A 19,338-nucleotide genomic window follows, 5' to 3' on the forward strand; every position below is an offset into this window, starting at 1 on the left:
GTCATCCCGTGCTTTATTCACGGGATCTAGCTTAATATACTAATATTATTAGTATTTTTATTGTTTTTATGGACCCTGTGGTCAAGCCACGGGGTGACACAGATTTTATTGGTCTACACAAGCAAGGCTTTTGCGGGAATGACATTAATCCCTACAATAATTTATAATTTATTACTTCCCATAATATTATAACCGCAATCTACATAATGGATTTCACCGGTAACACCTTTAGATAATTCACTAAATAAATATACTGCTGCTCCTCCTACATCTTCTTGGGTAGTATTACGTTTTAACGGTGCGGTTGCAGCGTGAGATTTAAGCATAGTACTAAAATCACCTATTGCACTAGATGCTAAAGTTTTGATAGGTCCTGCCGAAATAGCATTTACCCTAATATTATTTTCTCCCATATCGTTTGCTAGATATTTTATACTAGCCTCAAGTGCAGCTTTGGCTACTCCCATAACGTTATAATTAGGTATAACTTTTTCAGCGCCGTAGTAAGTTAATGTCACAATGCTTCCGCCGTTATGCATTAAGGCTTCTGCGGACCTTGAGAGTTCTAAAAGAGAGTAACATGATATATGTAAAGAATTATGAAAATTTTCTAAGCTAGTATCAACATAACGTCCTTTTAATTCATTTTTATCGGCAAAAGCCATACCGTGAAGTAAGAAATCGAAGCTACCCCATTTCTCTTTTATATCATCAAATAAATTACTAATTGATTTTGGCTTCGTAACATCAAGTTCACTAACAAAATTACAACCTATTTCCTTAGCGAGTGGTTTAACTCGTTTTTCTAGTACTCCCGATTGATAAGTAAACCATAGCTCTGCTCCGTGTTTTTTAGCAAGCTGTGCAATCGTCCACGATATTGACATATTATTTGCAATACCTGTAATTAAGCCTTTTTTTCCTTGTAGTAATCCTGTAGTCATTTATTTACTCATTATATTAAAACTTGCTGAAATGATAGCATTATGTATTATTTTGTAAACAAATAATCGATAAAAATGTATAAACCTAAAATCGTATGTTTACTGCTAGGGATATTAAGCGGTTTAGTTTTTGCTCCGACTTTCTTTATACCGGCATTATTAACGTTATCTTACTTATGTTATATAGTTCAAAAATCCGAAAATTGGCAAGAAGCCACAAAATTTGGTTATTTATTCGGTTTTGGGCATTTTTTAAGTGGAATATATTGGATAAGTATCGGTGTTAGCGTTTATATTGCAGATTTTTGGTGGGCAATTCCTTTTGCGTTATTTGGACTACCTATAGTTTTAGCTTGCTTTATATCGGCAAGCTGCACGCTTAGTTTTTTTGCTAAAAATAATAAATATTACCAATTTATATTCTGTTTATGTTGGGTATTATTTGAGTGGGTACGTTCATGGATTTTTACCGGTCTTCCTTGGAATTTGATTGGTTATGCTTTTTCGTTTTCGGATATTTTAATACAGCCTTTAAGTATAATAGGGATATATGGCCTTAGTTTTATAGTTATATATATTTCTACATCAGCTTATCCTTTATTTAGCAAGCAATTTACTCAGTTAAAAATATTACTAGCTAGTTCAGTCCTAGTATTAACCATCATTGTCATTTATGGAGCAGTAAGGCTAAGTAATAACCATACAAATTTCACTGATATAAAAGTACGATTAGTGCAACCTTCAATACCTCAAACCGAAAAATGGAATGAAGAAGAATTTTGGCATAATTTAATGCTACATATTAATTTATCGGAAAATTTGGAACCTACCGATTTAATTATTTGGTCTGAGGCAGCATTAGTAGTACCTGATGATATACCGCAAGTTAAATCAAAATTATTAAAAATGCTAAATTCTACAAATGCTATTTTGATAACAGGAGGAATTGCGGATAATAAAAAACAAGGTGATGAGTTTGAACTTTACTCAGCTATGTATGCTCTTGATAAAAATAATCATAAATTATTTGAATACCATAAATCACATTTAGTACCTTTCGGTGAGTATATGCCCCTTAAAAAGATACTACCGTTTAAAAAATTAACTCATGGTTTAATTGATTATAAAGAAGGAAACGGAGGGCTTGTTTATCTTGAAAAATATAATCTTAAAATTAAACCTTTGATTTGTTATGAATCTATTTTTCCTGATTTTGTACGGACGAATAATGAAATAGCCGATGTAATAATTAATATTACAAATGATGCATGGTATGGTAAATCCAGCGGTCCATATCAGCATTTTCATATTAGTAGAAGTAGAGCCGTAGAGAACGGTTTACCTATGATTAGAGTAGCGAATAACGGTATTTCAGCTATAGTAGATCCTTTTGGCAGAACAATAAAAAAACTAAATCTAAATGAAATAAATGATACTCAAGGTTTAATTCCTAAAAAACTAATCTCTCCCACTATATTCTCGCAATTCGGTAATTTTACTATTTTATTACTCATCGTTTTTATACTTTTAATTAATTATTTATTAGCCTTGATTCTTGATAACCAAAGGGTTTTAGCATTATTATATTTAATTTTTAATAAAGTTGCTTGATTAAATATAAAGTAATATATACTGCATTAAAGTTGAATAGCCTTTATTAATAATTAATTTTTAATTAAAGCTTATTGTTAAAATGAATGATTCAATAAAACATCCAGACAAACTTGCAAGTGAACGTTTAAAAGAACGACGTCTTGCTGTAGGTATTAGCCAAAAGGAATTAGGGCAAGCTTTTTCGATATTAGTGTTCTCCAAGTTAAAAAATATGAAGAAGGTTTAAGTAATATACCTATAAGTAGGTTATGTGTTTTTGCAAAAGTTTTAAATACGCCTTTAAAATATTGCTTTAATAGTTCTGAAGAAGAAAAGTTAAAAGCTGACAATGAAAATACTCCTAATAATAAAATTGAATATCTATTCAAAGAAATAGCAAGTGATTTCTTAAATAATATTGCTGAAGCAGAAGGGCAATATGAACATGACGTCTCTTTTGATTATAAAGAATTATCAAGGACTATGGAAAGAGCACTTTTATCGTTAACTAGAGCATTTACTACAAATATTAGAAAAATAATCATTGAACGTGTCAGATCAGTATCGATACCTTGTGAATAATATTTAAATTTTCATTGACTTAGCATTACCAAAGTATTAATTTTTGTTAAGGTTTAGTAAATTCTGAACCGTCAACAATTATTAAATATATTGGAGGAAGGTTATGAGTAAAAGTAAGGCTATTGAAAATAACGGTATTAGTAATACCAATAGTCCAAATGGTAAATATATGGTCCCAAGACCGGAAGGAGTAAAACCTACCTGTGTAGTAATTACTTATTCTGTAAGCAAGGATATTAAGGCTGTTCGTGAAGTATTGGATGAGCGAGGTGCAAGTGTTCATTACATAATTGATAAGGATGGGACTCAAAAAGAATATCATAATGATTTAACAGATCAAGCTTTTTATGCAGGCAAGAGTAGTTGGAAAGGAGAAGTAGGTGTTAATAAGTTTGGTATTGGAGTCATGCTTATTAATGATGCAAAAAGTGATTTTCCTGAAGAGCAAATAGGGAAATTAAAAGAATTTCTTAAGGATGTAACAGAAAGATATCCAAATTTAGATTTAAAACATGATTTAGTCGGTCTTGGTGAAGTAACTGTAAACCGAGAAGGCAATGCTCATATAGCTCCTGGATCAAAATTTCCTTGGAAAGAATTAGCTGAAGCTGGTTTTGGTAGATATTTTGAGACTACGCAAGAGCAAAAGAGTAAATTATTATTAAGTCTTGATAGTACTGGAGAAAAAGTTAATACTTTACAGGAAAATTTAAAAGAATATGGTTATGGAGTAGAATCCACAAGTACATTTGATCAATTTACTCAGCAAGCAGTGAGAGTATTTAATGATCGTTATGGTACAGGTTTACCAAACGAAGAGCCACCTGTAAGTTGGACTGAAGCAGGTCAAGATGTTCTATCGCAATTACTAGGGCAAACGGTATTGGAACAAACAGAAAATGCATAGTTTAAGAAATGAATTCCTTTTTCATTTTGCAAGCCTTGCTGCATGGGTACTGAATCGTCATTAAGAGGATTAATGGCTTGTGTCGGTCATTCCTGTGTGGATCGATTCCACCCCTGTCATCCCGCGATTAAGTCGCGGGATCCAATTTAAAGTACTAAAAATTTAGTATTTTAAAGTTACTTTGGATGCCGTGGTCAAGCCACGGTATGATACCAAATACATTTTTCGATCCACGCAACAATGTTATGCGGGGATGACATCCAGTAGGTTGTTTGTAGCCGTGCAACAACTTTATGCAATAATAACGTTTCGTAAAAGCGGTCATGACATCGAAGTAGGCTAGCTCAAGTAATTCTTTTAGTACTATTTATTGGTTATTGACATAATCTAAAAATAGTGCTAAACATTAAAAATTAAGAGGCTATCTGTAAATAAGTTTTAATTGGTAATTAAAGAGCTTTTTTAGTGAAAATTGATAAGATTGTTGCAAGAATATTACTTTATATTGCAAACAAGTCTTACAATTTACAGTAAAAAATAATTTAATTAGCCTTAAAATTTATTTACAGATAGCCTCTAAGGTAGAGCTTTCTTGACTATTTAGCTTCTAGTCAAAGAAAGATAAGTTTTTTATCTTTACTTTATATTGCTACAGTTAAAAATATTTATGATATCTTTAAAGGTTAATAGTTTAATACAAAATTGGCGTTGGCGTAGATAATTTTTTGCGTTTATGTGTTTGCTATATGCAAATTTAAATTTTGATTATTAAATTATAACTTATAACAGGATATTAAAATGTTTATCTCTAATATTTTTCAAAAATTTTTTTCTTTTCTTTTTGTTTTATTCATCACAGCTGCAGTTTATGCGGGTCAAAAAAAAGTAGCAGTCATTGTTCCACTTGAACATGCCGCAATGACTGAGATTATATCAGGAATTAAAGAGTCGTTAAAAGATATAGATGCAGAAATTATAGTTAAAAATGCTCATGCTGATTCTAATATTTTACTTGCCATTATAAAGCAAATAACAGATCAGGATATTGATGTAATAATTCCAATAGGCACGACAGCCAGCCAAACTGTTATTTCTCATATAACAAATAAACCGATTGTTTGTGCTGCTGCTATGATTAATAGTAAAAATCTACCTTTAGTTACTGGTGTTAACGATGAGATAAAAATCGTTGACACCATTAGTAAATTACCTTTTTTACAGAATATCACTTTAATTTATAGCAGTAGCGAGAAAGTTATACCTGAAGTAGAAATGTTAAAATTATATGCTGGAAAAAACAATATTTCTCTGCACACGGTAATGATACAAAATTTCAATGATATGCCTGTGGCTGTAAAAAATGCTCCTGAAAATACGCAGAGTTTTATAATTTTGAAAGATCATTTAATAGTCAGTGGGATTAATATTTTAAAGCAAGAAGCATTTAAACGCCGTATTCCGATAATTGCTTCCGATGAAGGTTCGGTAATTAGCGGGGCAACTATTGCGGTAGGAGTACAAGAGAAGCAAATAGGCGTAGAAGCAGGTTTAATGGCAAAAAAAATCTTACAAGGAATAGAACCGAAAGATATTCCATTTGGGGATATGAAAGACTTAATTTTATTTATTAACCTTAAATCATTTGTTAAACAAGATATTCTTACTAAAGAAAATTTATCCGTACTTCCTTTCGTGCGTAAAGAACTTGAAGAGTAGTAACATGAACATTTTAGTTACTGCTCTTGAGCAATCCTTAATAATGCTGCCGCTTATTTTAGGGATGTATATAAGTTATCGGATTCTCAAAATTACCGATCTTACCGTAGACGGTACTTATGTACTTGGTGCGGCAGTGTTTGCCCGCAGCCTTTCATTTGGGTTATTTCCTGCATTAATATTTGCCGTAATAGCAGGCGGAATTATAGGCAGTATAGTTAGTGTTATGCAGAATAATAACCGCATTAACGGGCTTATAGCCGGAATACTTGCAAGTTTTATGCTTTATTCGGTTAACTTACAAATTATGCAGCGTCCTAATATATCGGTTCTTGGTATGCCGACTCTATTATCTATATTAGATCTCGAAAATTGGTTAATACCTTTAGTAATAATTAATTGTCTTATTATATGTTCAGTTATAATTTTATTAAAAGGTAAGCTCGGTTTATTTCTTCGTGCTTGTGGTTTTAATAAAGAGTTATTGATTAATTTAGGAAAACCTGCTGAGCTTTACCGTACTATCGGTTTTAGCATAAGTAATTGTTTGGCTGCTTTAACCGGTACTTTATCTGCACAAGTAAATGGTTTTGCCGATATTAATATGGGTTTCGGGGTGGCCCTAGTCGGTATTGGTGCAATTGTTATAGGGCATCATATTTTAATCCATGCTAATAATTTTAATGCGTTTAAAGAGATATTATCTTGTTTGATAGGTATATTATTTTACTTTATTGCTCTGGGTTTTTTACTCCGAATTGGAATCGATCCCATAAATCTTAAGCTTATTTTAGGTATAGTATTGTTTATTTCGTTGAGTTCTCTAAAAAGAGAGGCTTTATGAAACCTTATTTATATGCAGAAAATATACAGTTCAAAGTTAAAGAAAGAACCGAACCTATAATTGCTGAAACTACTTTAAATATTGCTAAAGAAGAGTTTGTTGTAATATTGGGTCATAACGGTAGCGGTAAGTCTACTTTAGCTAAAATACTTGCCGGCTATTTAAAACCTACTAGCGGGAAAGTGTGTCTAGATCAAGTCAGAATCGATAAAATACCTAAAGGACAAAAAGCTTCTACATTAGTTACATTAACACAAAAAGCTGAAGAGAGGCTATTTACCGAGCTAACCCTTGAAGAAAATATCATTTTGTGGGAAAGTAGATTCTCTAGTAATGAACGGTTAGCAAGTAGCGAGTTGTTAGAGCTTACAGGTGCGCCTAAACGCTTTTTGCCTTTACTTTCACAGCTATTAGGTAAATTTTCCGGTGGAGAAAAGCAGATTATACTGCTGGCACTTATCATAGCTCATCCACCTAAAATATTATTTCTAGACGAACATACGGCAAATTTAGATCCGAAAGCTGCTTTGGAAGTGATGAAAAAAACAGCAGAGCTTATAGAGAAACATAAGATCACTTCCGTTATGATCACGCATAATTTAGAATATGCCGTAAATTACGGCAAAAGGCTTATAGTCTTAGATAGTGGTAAGGTAGTACTAGACTACCTAAAACCACCGGGGTTTTCTTTAAAAGAACTTAAAGAGATTTTAAATTAGAATTGAATATCTGCACCTATCTGTCCGGCTAATTCAGTATCGAAAGAATATTCACATATATAATCTATTAACTCACTTTTTACATTCTCGTTAGTAGTCTGATAAAGAAGCACGAAATTAATAATATCATCCTTATTTTCCCTATTGTAAGGCGTGTCTTCACTTCAGCCGATAACTTTTCTTCTGTTGCAGTTGATGGAGCCGGTACTACTATAGGGGTTGCTACAGGAGTAACTAATGCTGGAGCTGCTACAGGATTATTATCATTAACATTATAATTTTAAACTTTTTCTATTAACTCTGTTCTTGTATCTTCATCAATACTAATCTCAATTAATGTATTAATAATGCCATCTTTATCTTCACCGTTTTTAAGACGTTGCATAACATCTTTTAATAATTTTTCGTGTGTATTTTGTGCAAACCCTTCTTCATCCGGTAAATCATAATTATAATCATTAACATCCATGTCTTTATAATTGTTAGCTGATTTTGCACCCAAGTATTTTGTATGGTGTAATTTTTAATTGCTCATTAATGTGAGAATTATATTTTTTAATGCATAAATTATCTTTTCTTTATCAACACCTATATCTTTACAAGTTCTGCTATACTGTGATCGAATGGATTATGCAATAGAACGCCTTATCGTCCTATATCAGCACCTTTAGATATTAACTTCTCAAGTAACCATTTATCTCTTGATGTTAGTGTGTGATTAAAAATTGACTCACCACACGCATTAATCTTAAGATTAACGTTATTATTTAAAAAGAAGTCCAGTAACGTTTTATTTTGACCTGATTCATGCTTTAGTAGCAAATAGAAAAAAGGTGTGCCGCCATAATTATCTACTATATCAATTTCACTGCCGGGTTGTAATAAAATTTGAGTTATTTCGTGTTGTTTAGAATAAGTTGCATAATGTATAGGTATACGTCCCTTTCTATCTTTGTATTAACATCCATATTTTTTTAAGTAAAAAGCTTCTTATTTCCTATTGTTGCCGCCTAATGTATAGGTGAGTATAGATATTTATGCTCAACTTCAAAACTTGTCCCTTTGTCTAATAAAATTTTAGCTATTTCTTTAGTGCTTGCATAAAATAATGCCGTATTTCCTTGTTCATCCTTAGTATTGACATCATGACCTTGCTCAATTAATTTTTGAACAATATTTGCATTTCCAGCTGAGGCTGCTATACTAAACAGTGTACGGTTGTCTTCAGCTTCAATTAAGGTGTCATATATTTCAGGGTTTGGTGCACGTACATTGTCCTCTGCTGCTATTTCTGTAGAAGTAGTGGTTGTTACTGGTGCCGGTGGCTGCTACCGGAGCTATTACTGGATTATTATCGTTAATATTATAATTAAAAAGTTTTTCTATTAATTTCTCTCTTGTAACATCATCTATATCTGAATAAAATTCAGGATTCATAATTAATCCGTTGATAATTTTATTTTTATTATCCTCATTTTTAATATTTTTCTTCATCTCAGCAAGCTTTTGTTCTGCTTTGAATGCAGGTAGTGCTGAGCGTGCATTAGCGGAATCAGTTAGTATTTCTTTAATTTCTGGTTTAGATGCATAATCTATAGTTTTGTTCCTTTAGCATCTAAAGCATTAACATCGGCACCTTGTGAAAGTAAAAGTCTAACATTATTTACATTCCCTATATGTTGCTGCATTATGTAAAACCGTACTACCGTCTGGAAGTCTGTAATTAGCATTATTTGTTGGTTGATTCATCATATAAATATTCCTTTATGTTTAAATATTATTTTGTCGTGCGAGCATTATACATAATATTTTGAATTTCTGCAATCTAATAGTTAATTTTTTAACTATTAGATTTTGGATAAAACCAAACGAGGAGTAAACAGATTAGAAGACCGATATTTAAGAGTAGATTATACTCTGTCATAGAAATACCAAAGATTTTGATGGCGGGTTTCATGCAGGACGTGATTGGCTGCGAGTAGAACATTTGTTTGATGTGTTGTATAGACAAGCCTTTCGGGATATGAAGCATTGATGAACAAAGAGCACTTGGTTGTACTATGCCTCTTTCTACGAAGCTATGATAGGTTGATAATATACAAGAGCTAAGGATAGTTAGGAGAATGAATATTAAAGTATACTTACTTAACTGTCGGATAATTAAAGCAGTTAAGCAAATTTTGATTAGGGTTAAATAGGGAAATCGTTCGTAAACGCATAAAGGACAGGGTGTATAATGGAATATATCTTCAGCAATATAAGCGGTAGAAAGTGCAATTATAGAAATTGCAATCAGTCCTAAATGTAGAACTTTATAGCTATCTTTTCTGATGTAATGTATAATAGTATTAAATGGCATGGTTTTTTTGTTCTTAATGTCATTGCGAGCGACTGCCAGGAGCGTGGCAAGCTCGGGAAGTTTGATGAGATTGCCACGTCGCTTCGCTCCTCGCAATGACGGCGTTTAATTTGATATTTTACAAATAAATAAATTTAGTATATTGTTACTGATTATTAATTAAAGTGCAAGAAAAATCAATGTCAGAAATTTGGGAAGATGCTATTAAGTCAAACGCGTGGCCTTTTGTTGAGGCTAAGAAGATATTAGATAGCTTAAACGGTCAAATTCCTGAGAAGGGGTATGTATTATTTGAAACGGGTTACGGTCCTTCAGGTTTACCTCATATCGGTACTTTTGGTGAAAATGCCCGTATGGTGATGGTACAGAAAGCATTTGAGCAATTATCCGATATTCCGACTAAACTAATTTGCTTTTCCGATGATATGGACGGGCTGCGTAAAGTACCTAGCAATATCCCAAATCCTGAAATGGTGGCACAGTATATGGATATGCCGCTTACTTCTATCCCTGATACATTCGGTGAATGTGAAAGTTATGGGCATTATATGAATTCAAAGCTTCGCTCATTCCTTGATAAATTCGGCTTTGAGTATGAATTTTATAGCAGTACTAACTGTTATAAAGCTGGTATGTTTGATAAGATGCTGATAATGGTGCTTGAGAAATATGACGAGATAATGGAGCTAATGCTACCGACTTTTAGAGAAGAGCGCAAGGCTACCTATTCACCTTTCATGCCTATATGTCCGAAAACAGGTAAGGTACTGCAAGTACCTATAGAGAAATGGGATGCTAAAGCAGGCACTGTAACATATAAAGACAAAGCCGGTAATTATATAGAAGTACCGGTAACGGGAGGGCATTGCAAATTACAGTGGAAGCCGGATTTTGGTATGCGTTGGGCTGCGCTTAAAGTCGATTATGAGATGTACGGCAAAGACCATTTGGCAAATGCTCGTCTTTATTCGGAAATTTGCCGAATCCTAGGAGGAAAGCCGCCGGTGCAGTTATGTTATGAGTTATTCTTAGATGAAAACGGTGAGAAAATATCAAAATCAAAAGGTAATAGTATTAGTATTGATGATTGGCTTAAATATGCTCCTGTTGAAAGTATGGCATTATTTATGTATCAAAATCCGACTAGAGCTAAGCGTTTGTTTTTTGATGTAATTCCTAAAAATGTTGATGAATATATTACTTTTAACCAGAAATATCATTTAGAAGAGGATAGGGCAAAGCGTTTTGCAAATCCCGTTCATCACATCCATCACGGAAATGTACCGAAAATTGAGACTTTTGGAATTACCTATTCGTTGCTTTTAAATCTTACTTCTGTGTGTAATCCTTCGGATAAATCGGTGCTTTGGGGATTTATTAGCAAATATGAGCCAAAAGCAACTCCAAATACTAACCCTTATCTTGACCATTTAGCAGAATTTGCTATAAGATATTATAATGACTTTATTAAAGCACATAAATTATATTTATCTCCTTCTGAAAAGCATAAGGTTATTTTGCAGGATATATTAGATATGTTATCTGATATAGCTGATCAAACCGAAGCTGAAGCAATTCAGAAAGCAATATATGATATAGGAATGAAAGCAGGATATGAAAATCTGCGTGATTACTTCAAAGATTTATATCAAATATTGCTTGGACAGAATGAAGGTCCAAGACTTGGGACTTTTATAAAGCTTTACGGGGTGCAGGAAATGAAAAAGCTGGTTGAAGGGCAGTTGTAGCCTATATATCATTCCCGCATGGGTATCTAAGCGTCATTGCGAACGAAGTGAGTGTGGCAATCTCAGGAAGTTGGACGAGATTGCCACGTTGCTTCGCTCCTCGCAATGACGTTAAAATAAAAACTATTAACAAATGAATGAAATTTTTTGTAGTACGTTACCTATTTTTTTAATTACGCTGCTTGGTAGTTTTATCAAAAATAAATGGTTAACTTCAGAAGAATTTTGGCGTGGTATTGAGAAATTATCGTATTTTGTACTATTTCCTGCCATGTTGTTTAGTTACGTATCTACTGCCGATTTAAGCATTGCATCCATAATTAAATTAGTAGTGGCGCTTATTATATCCACTATTCTTGTATCAATCGGTCTTATAATTTACCAAAAAAAATACAACATAGATAAAGTCCAATTTACTTCCATTTTTCAAGGATCGATTCGTTATAATAGTTACATTTTTTTTGGGGTAAGTAGCCCCTTGCTTGGTTCTAGCGGACTTTCAATCGTTGCCATTATTTCTTCTTATATGATTATTTTTACCAATATTTTATCGGTAATGATTTTCGCTTATTATATTCCTAATAAATCCGTTACTAATACTGTTAGCACTAGTTTTGTTTTAATGATAAAATTAATTGTGCGTAATCCGTTAATTATCGCAAGTTTAGTAGGATTCGTTTTTAATTACTCAAATCTTGAATTACATTTAGGGCTTAAGAAAACGTTAGATAGCCTTTCTAATGCCGCTTTAGCTATCGGTATGCTAAATGTTGGGGCAGGGCTTAATTTTACTATTAGACAAGAGCTTTTACATCATGTAATGCTTACAAGCTTTGTTAAATTAGTTGCATTTCCTCTAGTGAGTGTAGTAGTACTATGGTTAATGTCTATTGACGGATTAGATAGATCGGTAGGAATATTATATAGCTGCCTTCCATGTGCGAGTACGGCTTATGTTTTATCTCGTCAACTTGACGGTGATCCTGATTCTATGGCGTCGATTATAACATTTACTACTTTTTTCTCGGTAGTTACTATATCAATTATTATGTATATAATGGGGTGAATTTACCACTTCATTGCAAGCGACTGAAAGGACCGTGGCAATCTCAGGAATGTTGCCTGAGATTGCTTCGTCGATGCCTATTGCGTCTGCTCGCAATGACAAAAAACTAAAACAAACAAATAAAACAGGAATTTCTAAAATGGATGAAATGAATAAAATAAATTATGCTGAGGCCCTTGAATATCATGAAAAAGATAAGCCTGGTAAGATCGCTATTTCTGCAACAAAGTCTTTAGTTACTCAGCAAGATTTATCACTTGCTTATTCCCCAGGGGTTGCGGCTCCTTGCCTTGAAATTGCTAAAAATTTAGAGGATGTATATAAATATACTGCTCGCGGTAATTTAGTTGCCGTAATCTCTAACGGTACTGCCGTACTTGGGCTTGGTAATTTAGGAGCTGCAGCTTCAAAACCGGTGATGGAAGGTAAAGCGGTACTATTCAAAAAATTTGCTGATATTGATGCAATTGACTTGGAAGTGAATACGGAAGACCCTGAAGAATTTATTAATGCCGTGAAGTATCTCAGTTATAGTTTTGGGGGTATTAATCTTGAAGATATTAAAGCTCCGGAATGTTTTATTATAGAAGAAAAATTAAACTCTTTAATGGATATACCGGTCTTTCATGACGATCAGCATGGAACAGCGATTATTACCGCCGCAGGGCTAATAAATGCTGCGTATCTTACTAATCGCAAGCTTGAAGATTTAAAAATAGTAGTTAACGGAGCAGGTGCAGCAGCTATTGCTTGCATTGATTTATTAATTGCTCTTGGAGCTGATAAATCAAAGATTATTGTATGTGATACTAAAGGCATTGTTTACAAAGGACGCCTAGAAGGTATGAATAAATGGAAAGAGTTATATGCAAGTGATACCAAGTTTAGAACTTTAGCGGAAAGCTTAAATAACGCTGATGTATTTATAGGGTTATCGGTAAAAGGGGCAGTAACTAAAGATATGGTGAGTAGAATGGCAAGTAATCCGATTATTTTTGCTATGGCTAACCCTGATCCGGAAATTACTCCGGAAGATATAAAACTTGTACGCGATGATGCGATTATAGCAACAGGGCGATCTGATTATTATAATCAGATTAATAATGTTATGGGATTTCCTTATATTTTTAGAGGAGCATTAGATGTAAGAGCTAAGACTATTAATACGGAAATGAAAATAGCTGCAGCAAAAGCCATTGCAGATTTAGCCCGTAGACCTGTACCGGAAGAGGTGTATAAAGCTTATTCAGGGCGTAAGATGGTTTTTGGTAAGGAATATATCATTCCTGTACCGTTTGATCCTCGTTTAATTACCGTAGTAGCAGCGGCGGTTGCCGTTGCTGCAATAGAAAGCGGCGTTGCTAGGGTTAAAGATTTTAGTATAGGTAAATATAAGAAAGAATTAGGTAGCAGATTAAATCCTACTGCTCACTATATGAATTTCTTAGCTGAAAAAATTCATAATGCACCACTTAAACGGATTGTTTTTGCTGAAGGTGAAGCAGAAGAAGTAATTTCTGCCGCTCTTATGATGCGAGACAAGAAATACGGTCATCCGATTATAATTGGTCGTGTTGAACGAATTGAGGCTATGTTAAAAAAGATAGGCCAAGATATTAGCTTAGACGGAATTCAAATAATGAATGCGGCCTTAAGCGATAGTTTAGAGAAATATACTGATTATTTATATAAAAGACTTCAGAGAAAAGGTTATGTATACCGTGATTGTGCAAAGCTTGTTAAAACTGATAAGAATATTTTCGCTGCTTGTATGTTAGCATGCGGTGACGGTGATGCTCTTCTAACCGGTGTTACGCAAAGTTATATCGATAGTTTAGAAGATATCATGAAAGTCATTTCACCAAAAACTAATCGTAGAATCCTTGGCTATTCAATTATGATTGCTAAAGATAATAATATTATTATTGCCGATAATTGTATTACAGAATATCCAAACAGCTGGGAACTTGCACAAATAGCAACCCAAACTGCAGAAATTGCTAAAAATATGGGAATCACGCCTCGTGTTGCACTTCTTTCTTTTTCAACATTCGGTAATTCTTCTAAGGCAAAAACAGCTCGTATTCGTGAAGCAGTAAATATACTAGATAATTTTAGCAAGGACAAAGAAGAGCTGAGCGGCATGAAGGTAGATTTTGAATATGACGGAGAGATGTCGGTTAAAGTGGCTTTAGATTGTGATTTACGTAAATTATATAAATTTTGTAGATTATCAGGATCGGCAAATGTATTAATTATGCCTGGTTTAAATTCAGCTGCTATTTCTACTGAGTTGTTACAAGAATTTTCGTCAAACAGCTTTATAGGTCCTATAACAAATGGTTTTGAAAAACCCGTTCAAATACTTCAAGCTGCAGCAACAGCTAATGAAATACTAAAAATAGCAACTTTTGCTTGCGTTGAAGCTATAAAAGAGGTTTAATTACTATATCTTTAAAATCAATTAACTTGTGAGAGGTAAAGTGGTGTCGATTACAGAACTTCATAAAAATATACAAGAAATTACAAAAGATTTACGAAAACATGATCCTCAAATACCTGATACCAGTAAAAAACCGTTAGCTTCTAGAGAAAATTTTGACGATCTAATACATTCTGATTTAGGACAGCCTGTACGAAATAAACCGCTTTCTTTTGATGAAGAGTTAAAGAAAAAAGTTCAAAGCAGACAAGTACAGGATGCTTTCGGGCAGCAAACAAAGAGTACAGAAGAAAAAATAGATAATCATGCAAAACGTATAGAAGAATTAAAGCAAAAACAGAAAGAACTAGAAGAGAGGAAAAAGGGGCTTGAAGAAAAAAAAGCTAATTCTAATATTACTGGAGAAGAAAGATGGAAAATCGCTGCAGAATTAGAAGCTATTAATAATCAATTGAAGGCTATAGAAGAAGAACATAATACTATTAATAGTGCTTCCGATAGAGAACAAAAGTTTGATTATAAAAATAAACACTTAACTGCTACAAAAAGAGAGCCGATAGCTGCAGATTTATAGCAACAAGGAGCATTAGCAGCTATAAAATGTATGAAAGAAGAGAAGATAAAGCAGCAGCAAGCAGAAGCTGTTAATCAATCTTCAAAAAATACTCCAACTATGCCTAGCGGTACTATACCGATGCCGCCTCTAATGCCTGGAAGCGGTATTCCTATTCCCCCATCGCCTCCGCCACCACCTATATCGATTCCAAAAACTATAAAAAAAGAGGCAAAGGATGTTGGTAAACAAATGCCTCAAGGAGGAGATCAGCATAAAGAAGAACTAGCAAAGGCTATGAAAGCACGAAGAGCAAAAATAGAAAAGCAAAACTCAGGAAGAGGAAGGTAATTATTATAGTATCATAATGGCTCTTTTTTCAAATTTTATTATAAAATGAGCTGCTAGGCTCTATGAAGATTTCTAAGAAGATTTAATTTTGGTTATTTTTTGCTGCAAATTATAAGGTTTCTTTGAAATAGGAGTAGCTATTCTTTCAAAAATCTTATTAATTTTCGCTAAAAATACCTCAAAATAACAAATCAATTAGAAATCTTCGTAGAGCCTAGCGAATTAGAACGATTTTACAATTTAATTGCAGTTTAGCCCAAATTTTATCTGCAGTATATATAGGATAGCCTGTAATTAATCCTAGGCTAATGCAAGCTCTGTCACCAAGAGATAAGCCAAATTGTTCTGTTTCTTTCTTTAAGCGTCCAATTTCTATAGCTTGATCAAAATCTAAGGCTACAATTTTATTTATGGAAGCTGAGATCATTTCTTTACTTTGAATAAAAGATATGTTCAATTTTTTATCTAGTTCAGCTACTACTTCTGCTATATTTACTGTAGACATAATAGATAACGGTAATAATTCTTCGACCTTGTTACTACCACTTTCTAAGTTAAATAATGCAAGTAAAGCAGATGAATCTAAAATATATTTATTCATTATTAAATTCCTTTCTTCTTGATTCAATTAAAGAGTCAACTAATGATATATTATCTTTATTTCTAGATTTTACTAATGCTTGAAATTCTTTAATTTTATTTTTTAGAGGAATCAATGTTAATTCTTTATCAAGTATTAGCATTAACTGATCTCCTGAAGTAAGATGTAATTGATCACGAATTTTTGCAGGAATATTTATTCTGCCATTTTCAGATATAGTAACTTTATATTCTAAGTGCATATAAAACGGTTAAAAATGAATATATACCAAATATAAAATATTATAATTAAAACTACAATAGTAAAATAAATATAAAAGATTTCTATATTGAAATTATGCTGTAGTTGTTCCTATTTCAAAAAAATCTTATAATTTGTAGACACAAAGAGTTAAAATAGATTAAATTAATTTTCTTTCACACAGCCTAAATAGTTGGTATCATATGATGTTGCCACAAAAAGAAAAGATTATATGTCTAATTCAGCTTTTTTAGTTGCATTTTTTACAACGATTATCCGTTATTATGATTATGCTCTATTCGGTTTATCGGCTAGTATTCTTGCACAAAATTTCTTACCTAATATAGAGCAGGATAAACAACTACTTGGTTTTTTTGCTATTCTTAGTGCAGCCGTTATAGTACGACCTTTAGGGTCCTTAATTTTTGGATTTATCGGAGATAAATACGGGCGTACTAAATCTATCAAGATATCAATGTGCATGAGTAGCATTGCTACCGGATTAATTGCTATTACTCCTTCCTTTGAGATAATAGGTATTTTTGCTACGGTAATACTAACATTATGTCGAATGGTTTTTTTAGCAAGCCTTGCTGGAGAAGTTGACGGAATAAAGGTTTATGTAGCTGAAAAAACAGGAGATAATCAGAAAAATTTAAATATAGGAATAGTTTCATGCTGTAGCCAAATAGGTGCATTACTTGCGGCTATAGCTTATTATTACGCTAGTAATTCCGATATCCAATATTTATGGCGTTTTAATTTCTTTATTGGTGCAATATTTGGTTTATTTGCTATTTTGATGAGAAATTTTTTTAAAGAAAGTAGCGAGTTTTTAAGAACGTCATCAAAAAGTACCTTGCGGCAAATTATATGGAATAATAAACTATCCGTTATAATAGCATTACTAATAAACGGTGCTATTGGAGGAGTGTATCACTTTTTAGTAATTTTCTTAGGAGTTTTTTTAACAAAAATAGCTCTTATAAATCATCCTGAAATAAGATTTATGAATATAGCTCTTACTACTACCTATGGAATATCAGCTGTTTTTGCAGGGCTATGTGCCGATAAAATAAACCCTTTAAGACAGATTATATGGGCTTTATTTGTCAGCATTATTGTTGCATTAGGAATGCAAATAATGTTATACAAACAAATATTTAATATTCTCTGTCCCGTTATATTAATAGGACTTGCAGCATTTTATGCAGTACCGCTACAAATTATTGTTCAATCCTTATTTAAGACTAATGTTAAAATGAGGCTTTATAGTCTATCACATTCTTTTGGAGGTATTATTCTATCCTCAACTACTCCTTTCTTTAGTATGTTGTTATGGCAAAATTTTAAGTCACTATCTCTCACTTTAAGCTTTTTCATATTTTTGCTTATAATATTAATGAGTACAGTGTTGGTTTTACGTAGGATGTCATCCTCACAACAGTAAAGCCTTGTTGCATGGCGTGAAAAACCTACTCAATGTCATCCCCGCGAAAGCGGGGATCTAGAAAAATAACTTCAATATTGATATAGAATTTACATATTTGACAAAATAAACACATAAAAAACAAGTTTTTTATGTGTTTTACTGGAGTCCCGCCGCCGCGGAAATGACATAAACGCGCCATGCAACAAGACCCAAAAATAAGAATAACATCAATTGCCTTATTTCTTCTGTTTTTACTGCAACCTGTAGTTTTATGCTAGGACTACTTGAAGATTTGGAGCTTTGCTATGTTTGTGTCCCAATTTGCTTCGCTTCTTTTGCTAAGTTTTCAAATTTGTCTTTTAAGTTTTGTGTATTGCCTTTTAGCTTTAAATCGTGAGTTATTTAGTTAATATTCAATTTTCAGGAGTTGGATGATATATAGGCTCTTTAGATTGAGTATGTTTAGAATGTTCTATTGCAAATTTTGTACGAGGTCTTATTAGTTCATTCTCTTTTCCTATACCTTTCTGTTTTTCTTCCTCCCATTTATCCTATCCCGCCGGTGATGTCCAGTATCTTGTTGTTTTACTATCAAAGTCTTTTTCAAATTTGTTTATTAAATTTTTGGTACTATTCTCTTTAATTTCTTTACCTCGATTTTCAAACTCAAAATTTTTCTGAGGAGTTATATAGTCAGATTGAGTATTTTCATGTTGTTTTTCTACAGTCTGTTTCTTTTCTTCTGTCCAGTATTTTTTGATTTTGCTGTCAGAGTCTGCTTCAAATTTTGCTATTCTATCTTTTATACCGGTAACTGCTCCTGTAGATCTTTTAGGTTGATCTTGGGTTGATTGCTTAATATATTTCGGAGATGTATTTTTAGATAATTCATAAGTCAAAGATTCTAAATTAGATCAATTCTTTTGAATTTTTTCTATATTGGAATTTAAATATTCTATTTTGGGTTCTTTATATTCCATTATATTTTTTAATGTGGTATTAATTTCTACAAAAGATGCTTTAATCTCTTTATTAAATTTATCATCATTATTACTTATCTTACTACAATTAGTAGAAATTTTTTGAAGTTTATCTAATATATCATTAATTCTCTCATCTTGTTGAGAAGTCGATACCATACTTGCTAAAAATTCACTTCTTCCTAAATTTCTATTAACATTATTGCAATATAGAGGTATGGTAGAGGCTTTAGTATAAGCTTGTGGAAATTTATCGATCT

General features: G+C 32.7%; 21 protein-coding genes and 2 pseudogenes. 12 read left to right on the forward strand and 11 right to left on the reverse strand.

The window, feature by feature from the left end:
* Positions 1–161 precede the first annotated feature (161 nt).
* On the reverse strand, positions 162–944 hold the full coding sequence (gene fabI, locus TENJIKU01_RS00505; protein ID WP_064428792.1) for an enoyl-ACP reductase FabI: 783 nt from the start codon (positions 942–944) through the stop codon (positions 162–164).
* A gap of 75 nt (positions 945–1,019) precedes the next feature.
* On the opposite strand from fabI, the gene lnt reads away from it, so the two are divergent.
* From lnt to TENJIKU01_RS00535, 6 genes are all read left to right on the forward strand, one after another.
* Entirely contained in the window at positions 1,020–2,555 is a 1,536-nt protein-coding gene (lnt, locus tag TENJIKU01_RS00510) for an apolipoprotein N-acyltransferase (protein ID WP_064428793.1), read from the forward strand.
* Positions 2,556–2,637: 82 nt separating this feature from the next.
* Entirely contained in the window at positions 2,638–2,784 is a 147-nt protein-coding gene (locus tag TENJIKU01_RS08735) for a hypothetical protein (RefSeq protein ID WP_172794997.1), read from the forward strand.
* A gap of 438 nt (positions 2,785–3,222) precedes the next feature.
* Complete coding sequence (locus TENJIKU01_RS00520) at positions 3,223–4,026, forward strand: N-acetylmuramoyl-L-alanine amidase (RefSeq protein WP_064428795.1); 804 nt, start codon at positions 3,223–3,225, stop codon at positions 4,024–4,026.
* Positions 4,027–4,824: 798 nt separating this feature from the next.
* Positions 4,825–5,742: an ABC transporter substrate binding protein gene (locus tag TENJIKU01_RS00525; protein WP_064428796.1), complete on the forward strand. Its 918-nt coding sequence runs from the start codon at positions 4,825–4,827 to the stop codon at positions 5,740–5,742.
* A 4-nt stretch (positions 5,743–5,746) separates the two neighbouring features.
* The gene (locus TENJIKU01_RS00530) at positions 5,747–6,586 is read left to right on the forward strand and encodes an ABC transporter permease (RefSeq protein ID WP_064428797.1); all 840 of its coding nucleotides are present in this window, start codon (positions 5,747–5,749) and stop codon (positions 6,584–6,586) included.
* A complete protein-coding gene (locus TENJIKU01_RS00535) occupies positions 6,583–7,305 on the forward strand; it encodes an ATP-binding cassette domain-containing protein (protein WP_064428798.1) in 723 nt (240 codons plus the stop codon). The genes TENJIKU01_RS00530 and TENJIKU01_RS00535 overlap by 4 nt, the downstream gene beginning before the upstream one ends.
* Positions 7,306–7,384: 79 nt before the next feature.
* Here TENJIKU01_RS00535 and TENJIKU01_RS00540 read toward each other — a convergent pair.
* The 6 genes and pseudogenes from TENJIKU01_RS00540 to TENJIKU01_RS06895 form a co-directional block, all read right to left on the reverse strand.
* Positions 7,385–7,807 (reverse strand): annotated as a pseudogene (locus tag TENJIKU01_RS00540) (hypothetical protein).
* 143 nt (positions 7,808–7,950) lie between these two features.
* Entirely contained in the window at positions 7,951–8,127 is a 177-nt protein-coding gene (locus TENJIKU01_RS09285; protein WP_227779776.1) for a hypothetical protein, read from the reverse strand.
* Between the two features lie 69 nt (positions 8,128–8,196).
* A pseudogene (locus TENJIKU01_RS10425) lies at positions 8,197–8,241 on the reverse strand (ankyrin repeat domain-containing protein); the annotation flags it as partial.
* Positions 8,242–8,315: 74 nt separating this feature from the next.
* Entirely contained in the window at positions 8,316–8,594 is a 279-nt protein-coding gene (locus TENJIKU01_RS09290; protein ID WP_227779814.1) for an ankyrin repeat domain-containing protein, read from the reverse strand.
* Positions 8,557–8,799, reverse strand: a complete 243-nt coding sequence (locus tag TENJIKU01_RS09295; RefSeq protein ID WP_227779777.1) for a hypothetical protein — start codon at positions 8,797–8,799, stop codon at positions 8,557–8,559. Before TENJIKU01_RS09295 ends, TENJIKU01_RS09290 begins: the two co-directional genes overlap by 38 nt.
* Positions 8,800–9,145: 346 nt before the next feature.
* Positions 9,146–9,664, reverse strand: coding sequence for a disulfide bond formation protein B (locus TENJIKU01_RS06895; RefSeq protein ID WP_082894434.1), 519 nt, complete (start codon positions 9,662–9,664; stop codon positions 9,146–9,148).
* A 179-nt stretch (positions 9,665–9,843) separates the two neighbouring features.
* On the opposite strand from TENJIKU01_RS06895, the gene TENJIKU01_RS00550 reads away from it, so the two are divergent.
* From TENJIKU01_RS00550 to TENJIKU01_RS00570, 5 genes are all read left to right on the forward strand, one after another.
* Positions 9,844–11,412: a lysine--tRNA ligase gene (locus tag TENJIKU01_RS00550; protein WP_064428799.1), complete on the forward strand. Its 1,569-nt coding sequence runs from the start codon at positions 9,844–9,846 to the stop codon at positions 11,410–11,412.
* Between the two features lie 133 nt (positions 11,413–11,545).
* Complete coding sequence (locus TENJIKU01_RS00555) at positions 11,546–12,478, forward strand: AEC family transporter (RefSeq protein WP_064428800.1); 933 nt, start codon at positions 11,546–11,548, stop codon at positions 12,476–12,478.
* Between the two features lie 139 nt (positions 12,479–12,617).
* Positions 12,618–14,921 carry an NADP-dependent malic enzyme gene (locus TENJIKU01_RS00560; protein WP_064428925.1) on the forward strand — a complete coding sequence of 768 codons (2,304 nt, stop codon included), beginning with the start codon at positions 12,618–12,620 and terminating at the stop codon, positions 14,919–14,921.
* A 43-nt stretch (positions 14,922–14,964) separates the two neighbouring features.
* Entirely contained in the window at positions 14,965–15,495 is a 531-nt protein-coding gene (locus TENJIKU01_RS00565; protein ID WP_227779779.1) for a hypothetical protein, read from the forward strand.
* 30 nt (positions 15,496–15,525) lie between these two features.
* Complete coding sequence (locus TENJIKU01_RS00570) at positions 15,526–15,825, forward strand: hypothetical protein (RefSeq protein ID WP_064428802.1); 300 nt, start codon at positions 15,526–15,528, stop codon at positions 15,823–15,825.
* A gap of 214 nt (positions 15,826–16,039) precedes the next feature.
* Here the strand turns inward: TENJIKU01_RS00570 and TENJIKU01_RS00575 are convergent, their stop codons facing one another.
* Positions 16,040–16,426 carry a type II toxin-antitoxin system VapC family toxin gene (locus tag TENJIKU01_RS00575; protein WP_064428803.1) on the reverse strand — a complete coding sequence of 129 codons (387 nt, stop codon included), beginning with the start codon at positions 16,424–16,426 and terminating at the stop codon, positions 16,040–16,042.
* Positions 16,419–16,667, reverse strand: coding sequence for an AbrB/MazE/SpoVT family DNA-binding domain-containing protein (locus tag TENJIKU01_RS00580; protein WP_064428804.1), 249 nt, complete (start codon positions 16,665–16,667; stop codon positions 16,419–16,421). The genes TENJIKU01_RS00575 and TENJIKU01_RS00580 overlap by 8 nt, the downstream gene beginning before the upstream one ends.
* A 231-nt stretch (positions 16,668–16,898) precedes the next feature.
* On the opposite strand from TENJIKU01_RS00580, the gene TENJIKU01_RS00585 reads away from it, so the two are divergent.
* Positions 16,899–18,116 carry an MFS transporter gene (locus TENJIKU01_RS00585; RefSeq protein ID WP_064428805.1) on the forward strand — a complete coding sequence of 406 codons (1,218 nt, stop codon included), beginning with the start codon at positions 16,899–16,901 and terminating at the stop codon, positions 18,114–18,116.
* A gap of 533 nt (positions 18,117–18,649) precedes the next feature.
* On the opposite strand, the gene TENJIKU01_RS00590 is transcribed toward TENJIKU01_RS00585, so the two are convergent.
* Complete coding sequence (locus TENJIKU01_RS00590; protein ID WP_064428806.1) at positions 18,650–18,997, reverse strand: hypothetical protein; 348 nt, start codon at positions 18,995–18,997, stop codon at positions 18,650–18,652.
* Positions 18,998–19,012: 15 nt separating this feature from the next.
* On the reverse strand, positions 19,013–19,237 hold the full coding sequence (locus tag TENJIKU01_RS10430; RefSeq protein ID WP_064428926.1) for a hypothetical protein: 225 nt from the start codon (positions 19,235–19,237) through the stop codon (positions 19,013–19,015).
* Positions 19,238–19,338 lie beyond the last annotated feature (101 nt).

This window comes from Rickettsia sp. Tenjiku01 (genome assembly GCF_001653015.1).
In the GTDB taxonomy this organism is placed as follows: Bacteria; Pseudomonadota; Alphaproteobacteria; order Rickettsiales; family Rickettsiaceae; genus Rickettsia; species Rickettsia rickettsii.

Excerpts from the sequence above, each read along its gene's own strand:
- TENJIKU01_RS00550 (WP_064428799.1), top strand. The coding sequence starts at position 9,844 with ATGTCAGAAATTTGGGAAGATGCTATTAAGTCAAACGCGTGGCCTTTT.
- TENJIKU01_RS00585 (WP_064428805.1), top strand. The coding sequence starts at position 16,899 with ATGTCTAATTCAGCTTTTTTAGTTGCATTTTTTACAACGATTATCCGT.
- TENJIKU01_RS00525 (WP_064428796.1), top strand. The coding sequence starts at position 4,825 with ATGTTTATCTCTAATATTTTTCAAAAATTTTTTTCTTTTCTTTTTGTT.
- TENJIKU01_RS00575 (WP_064428803.1), bottom strand. The coding sequence starts at position 16,426 with ATGAATAAATATATTTTAGATTCATCTGCTTTACTTGCATTATTTAAC.
- TENJIKU01_RS00560 (WP_064428925.1), top strand. The coding sequence starts at position 12,618 with ATGGATGAAATGAATAAAATAAATTATGCTGAGGCCCTTGAATATCAT.
- TENJIKU01_RS00520 (WP_064428795.1), top strand. The coding sequence starts at position 3,223 with ATGAGTAAAAGTAAGGCTATTGAAAATAACGGTATTAGTAATACCAAT.
- TENJIKU01_RS08735 (WP_172794997.1), top strand. The coding sequence starts at position 2,638 with ATGAATGATTCAATAAAACATCCAGACAAACTTGCAAGTGAACGTTTA.
- TENJIKU01_RS10430 (WP_064428926.1), bottom strand. The coding sequence starts at position 19,237 with ATGGTATCGACTTCTCAACAAGATGAGAGAATTAATGATATATTAGAT.
- TENJIKU01_RS06895 (WP_082894434.1), bottom strand. The coding sequence starts at position 9,664 with ATGCCATTTAATACTATTATACATTACATCAGAAAAGATAGCTATAAA.
- TENJIKU01_RS00535 (WP_064428798.1), top strand. The coding sequence starts at position 6,583 with ATGAAACCTTATTTATATGCAGAAAATATACAGTTCAAAGTTAAAGAA.
- lnt (WP_064428793.1), top strand. The coding sequence starts at position 1,020 with ATGTATAAACCTAAAATCGTATGTTTACTGCTAGGGATATTAAGCGGT.
- TENJIKU01_RS00555 (WP_064428800.1), top strand. The coding sequence starts at position 11,546 with ATGAATGAAATTTTTTGTAGTACGTTACCTATTTTTTTAATTACGCTG.
- fabI (WP_064428792.1), bottom strand. The coding sequence starts at position 944 with ATGACTACAGGATTACTACAAGGAAAAAAAGGCTTAATTACAGGTATT.
- TENJIKU01_RS00580 (WP_064428804.1), bottom strand. The coding sequence starts at position 16,667 with ATGCACTTAGAATATAAAGTTACTATATCTGAAAATGGCAGAATAAAT.
- TENJIKU01_RS00570 (WP_064428802.1), top strand. The coding sequence starts at position 15,526 with ATGAAAGAAGAGAAGATAAAGCAGCAGCAAGCAGAAGCTGTTAATCAA.
- TENJIKU01_RS09295 (WP_227779777.1), bottom strand. The coding sequence starts at position 8,799 with ATGAAGAAAAATATTAAAAATGAGGATAATAAAAATAAAATTATCAAC.
- TENJIKU01_RS00530 (WP_064428797.1), top strand. The coding sequence starts at position 5,747 with ATGAACATTTTAGTTACTGCTCTTGAGCAATCCTTAATAATGCTGCCG.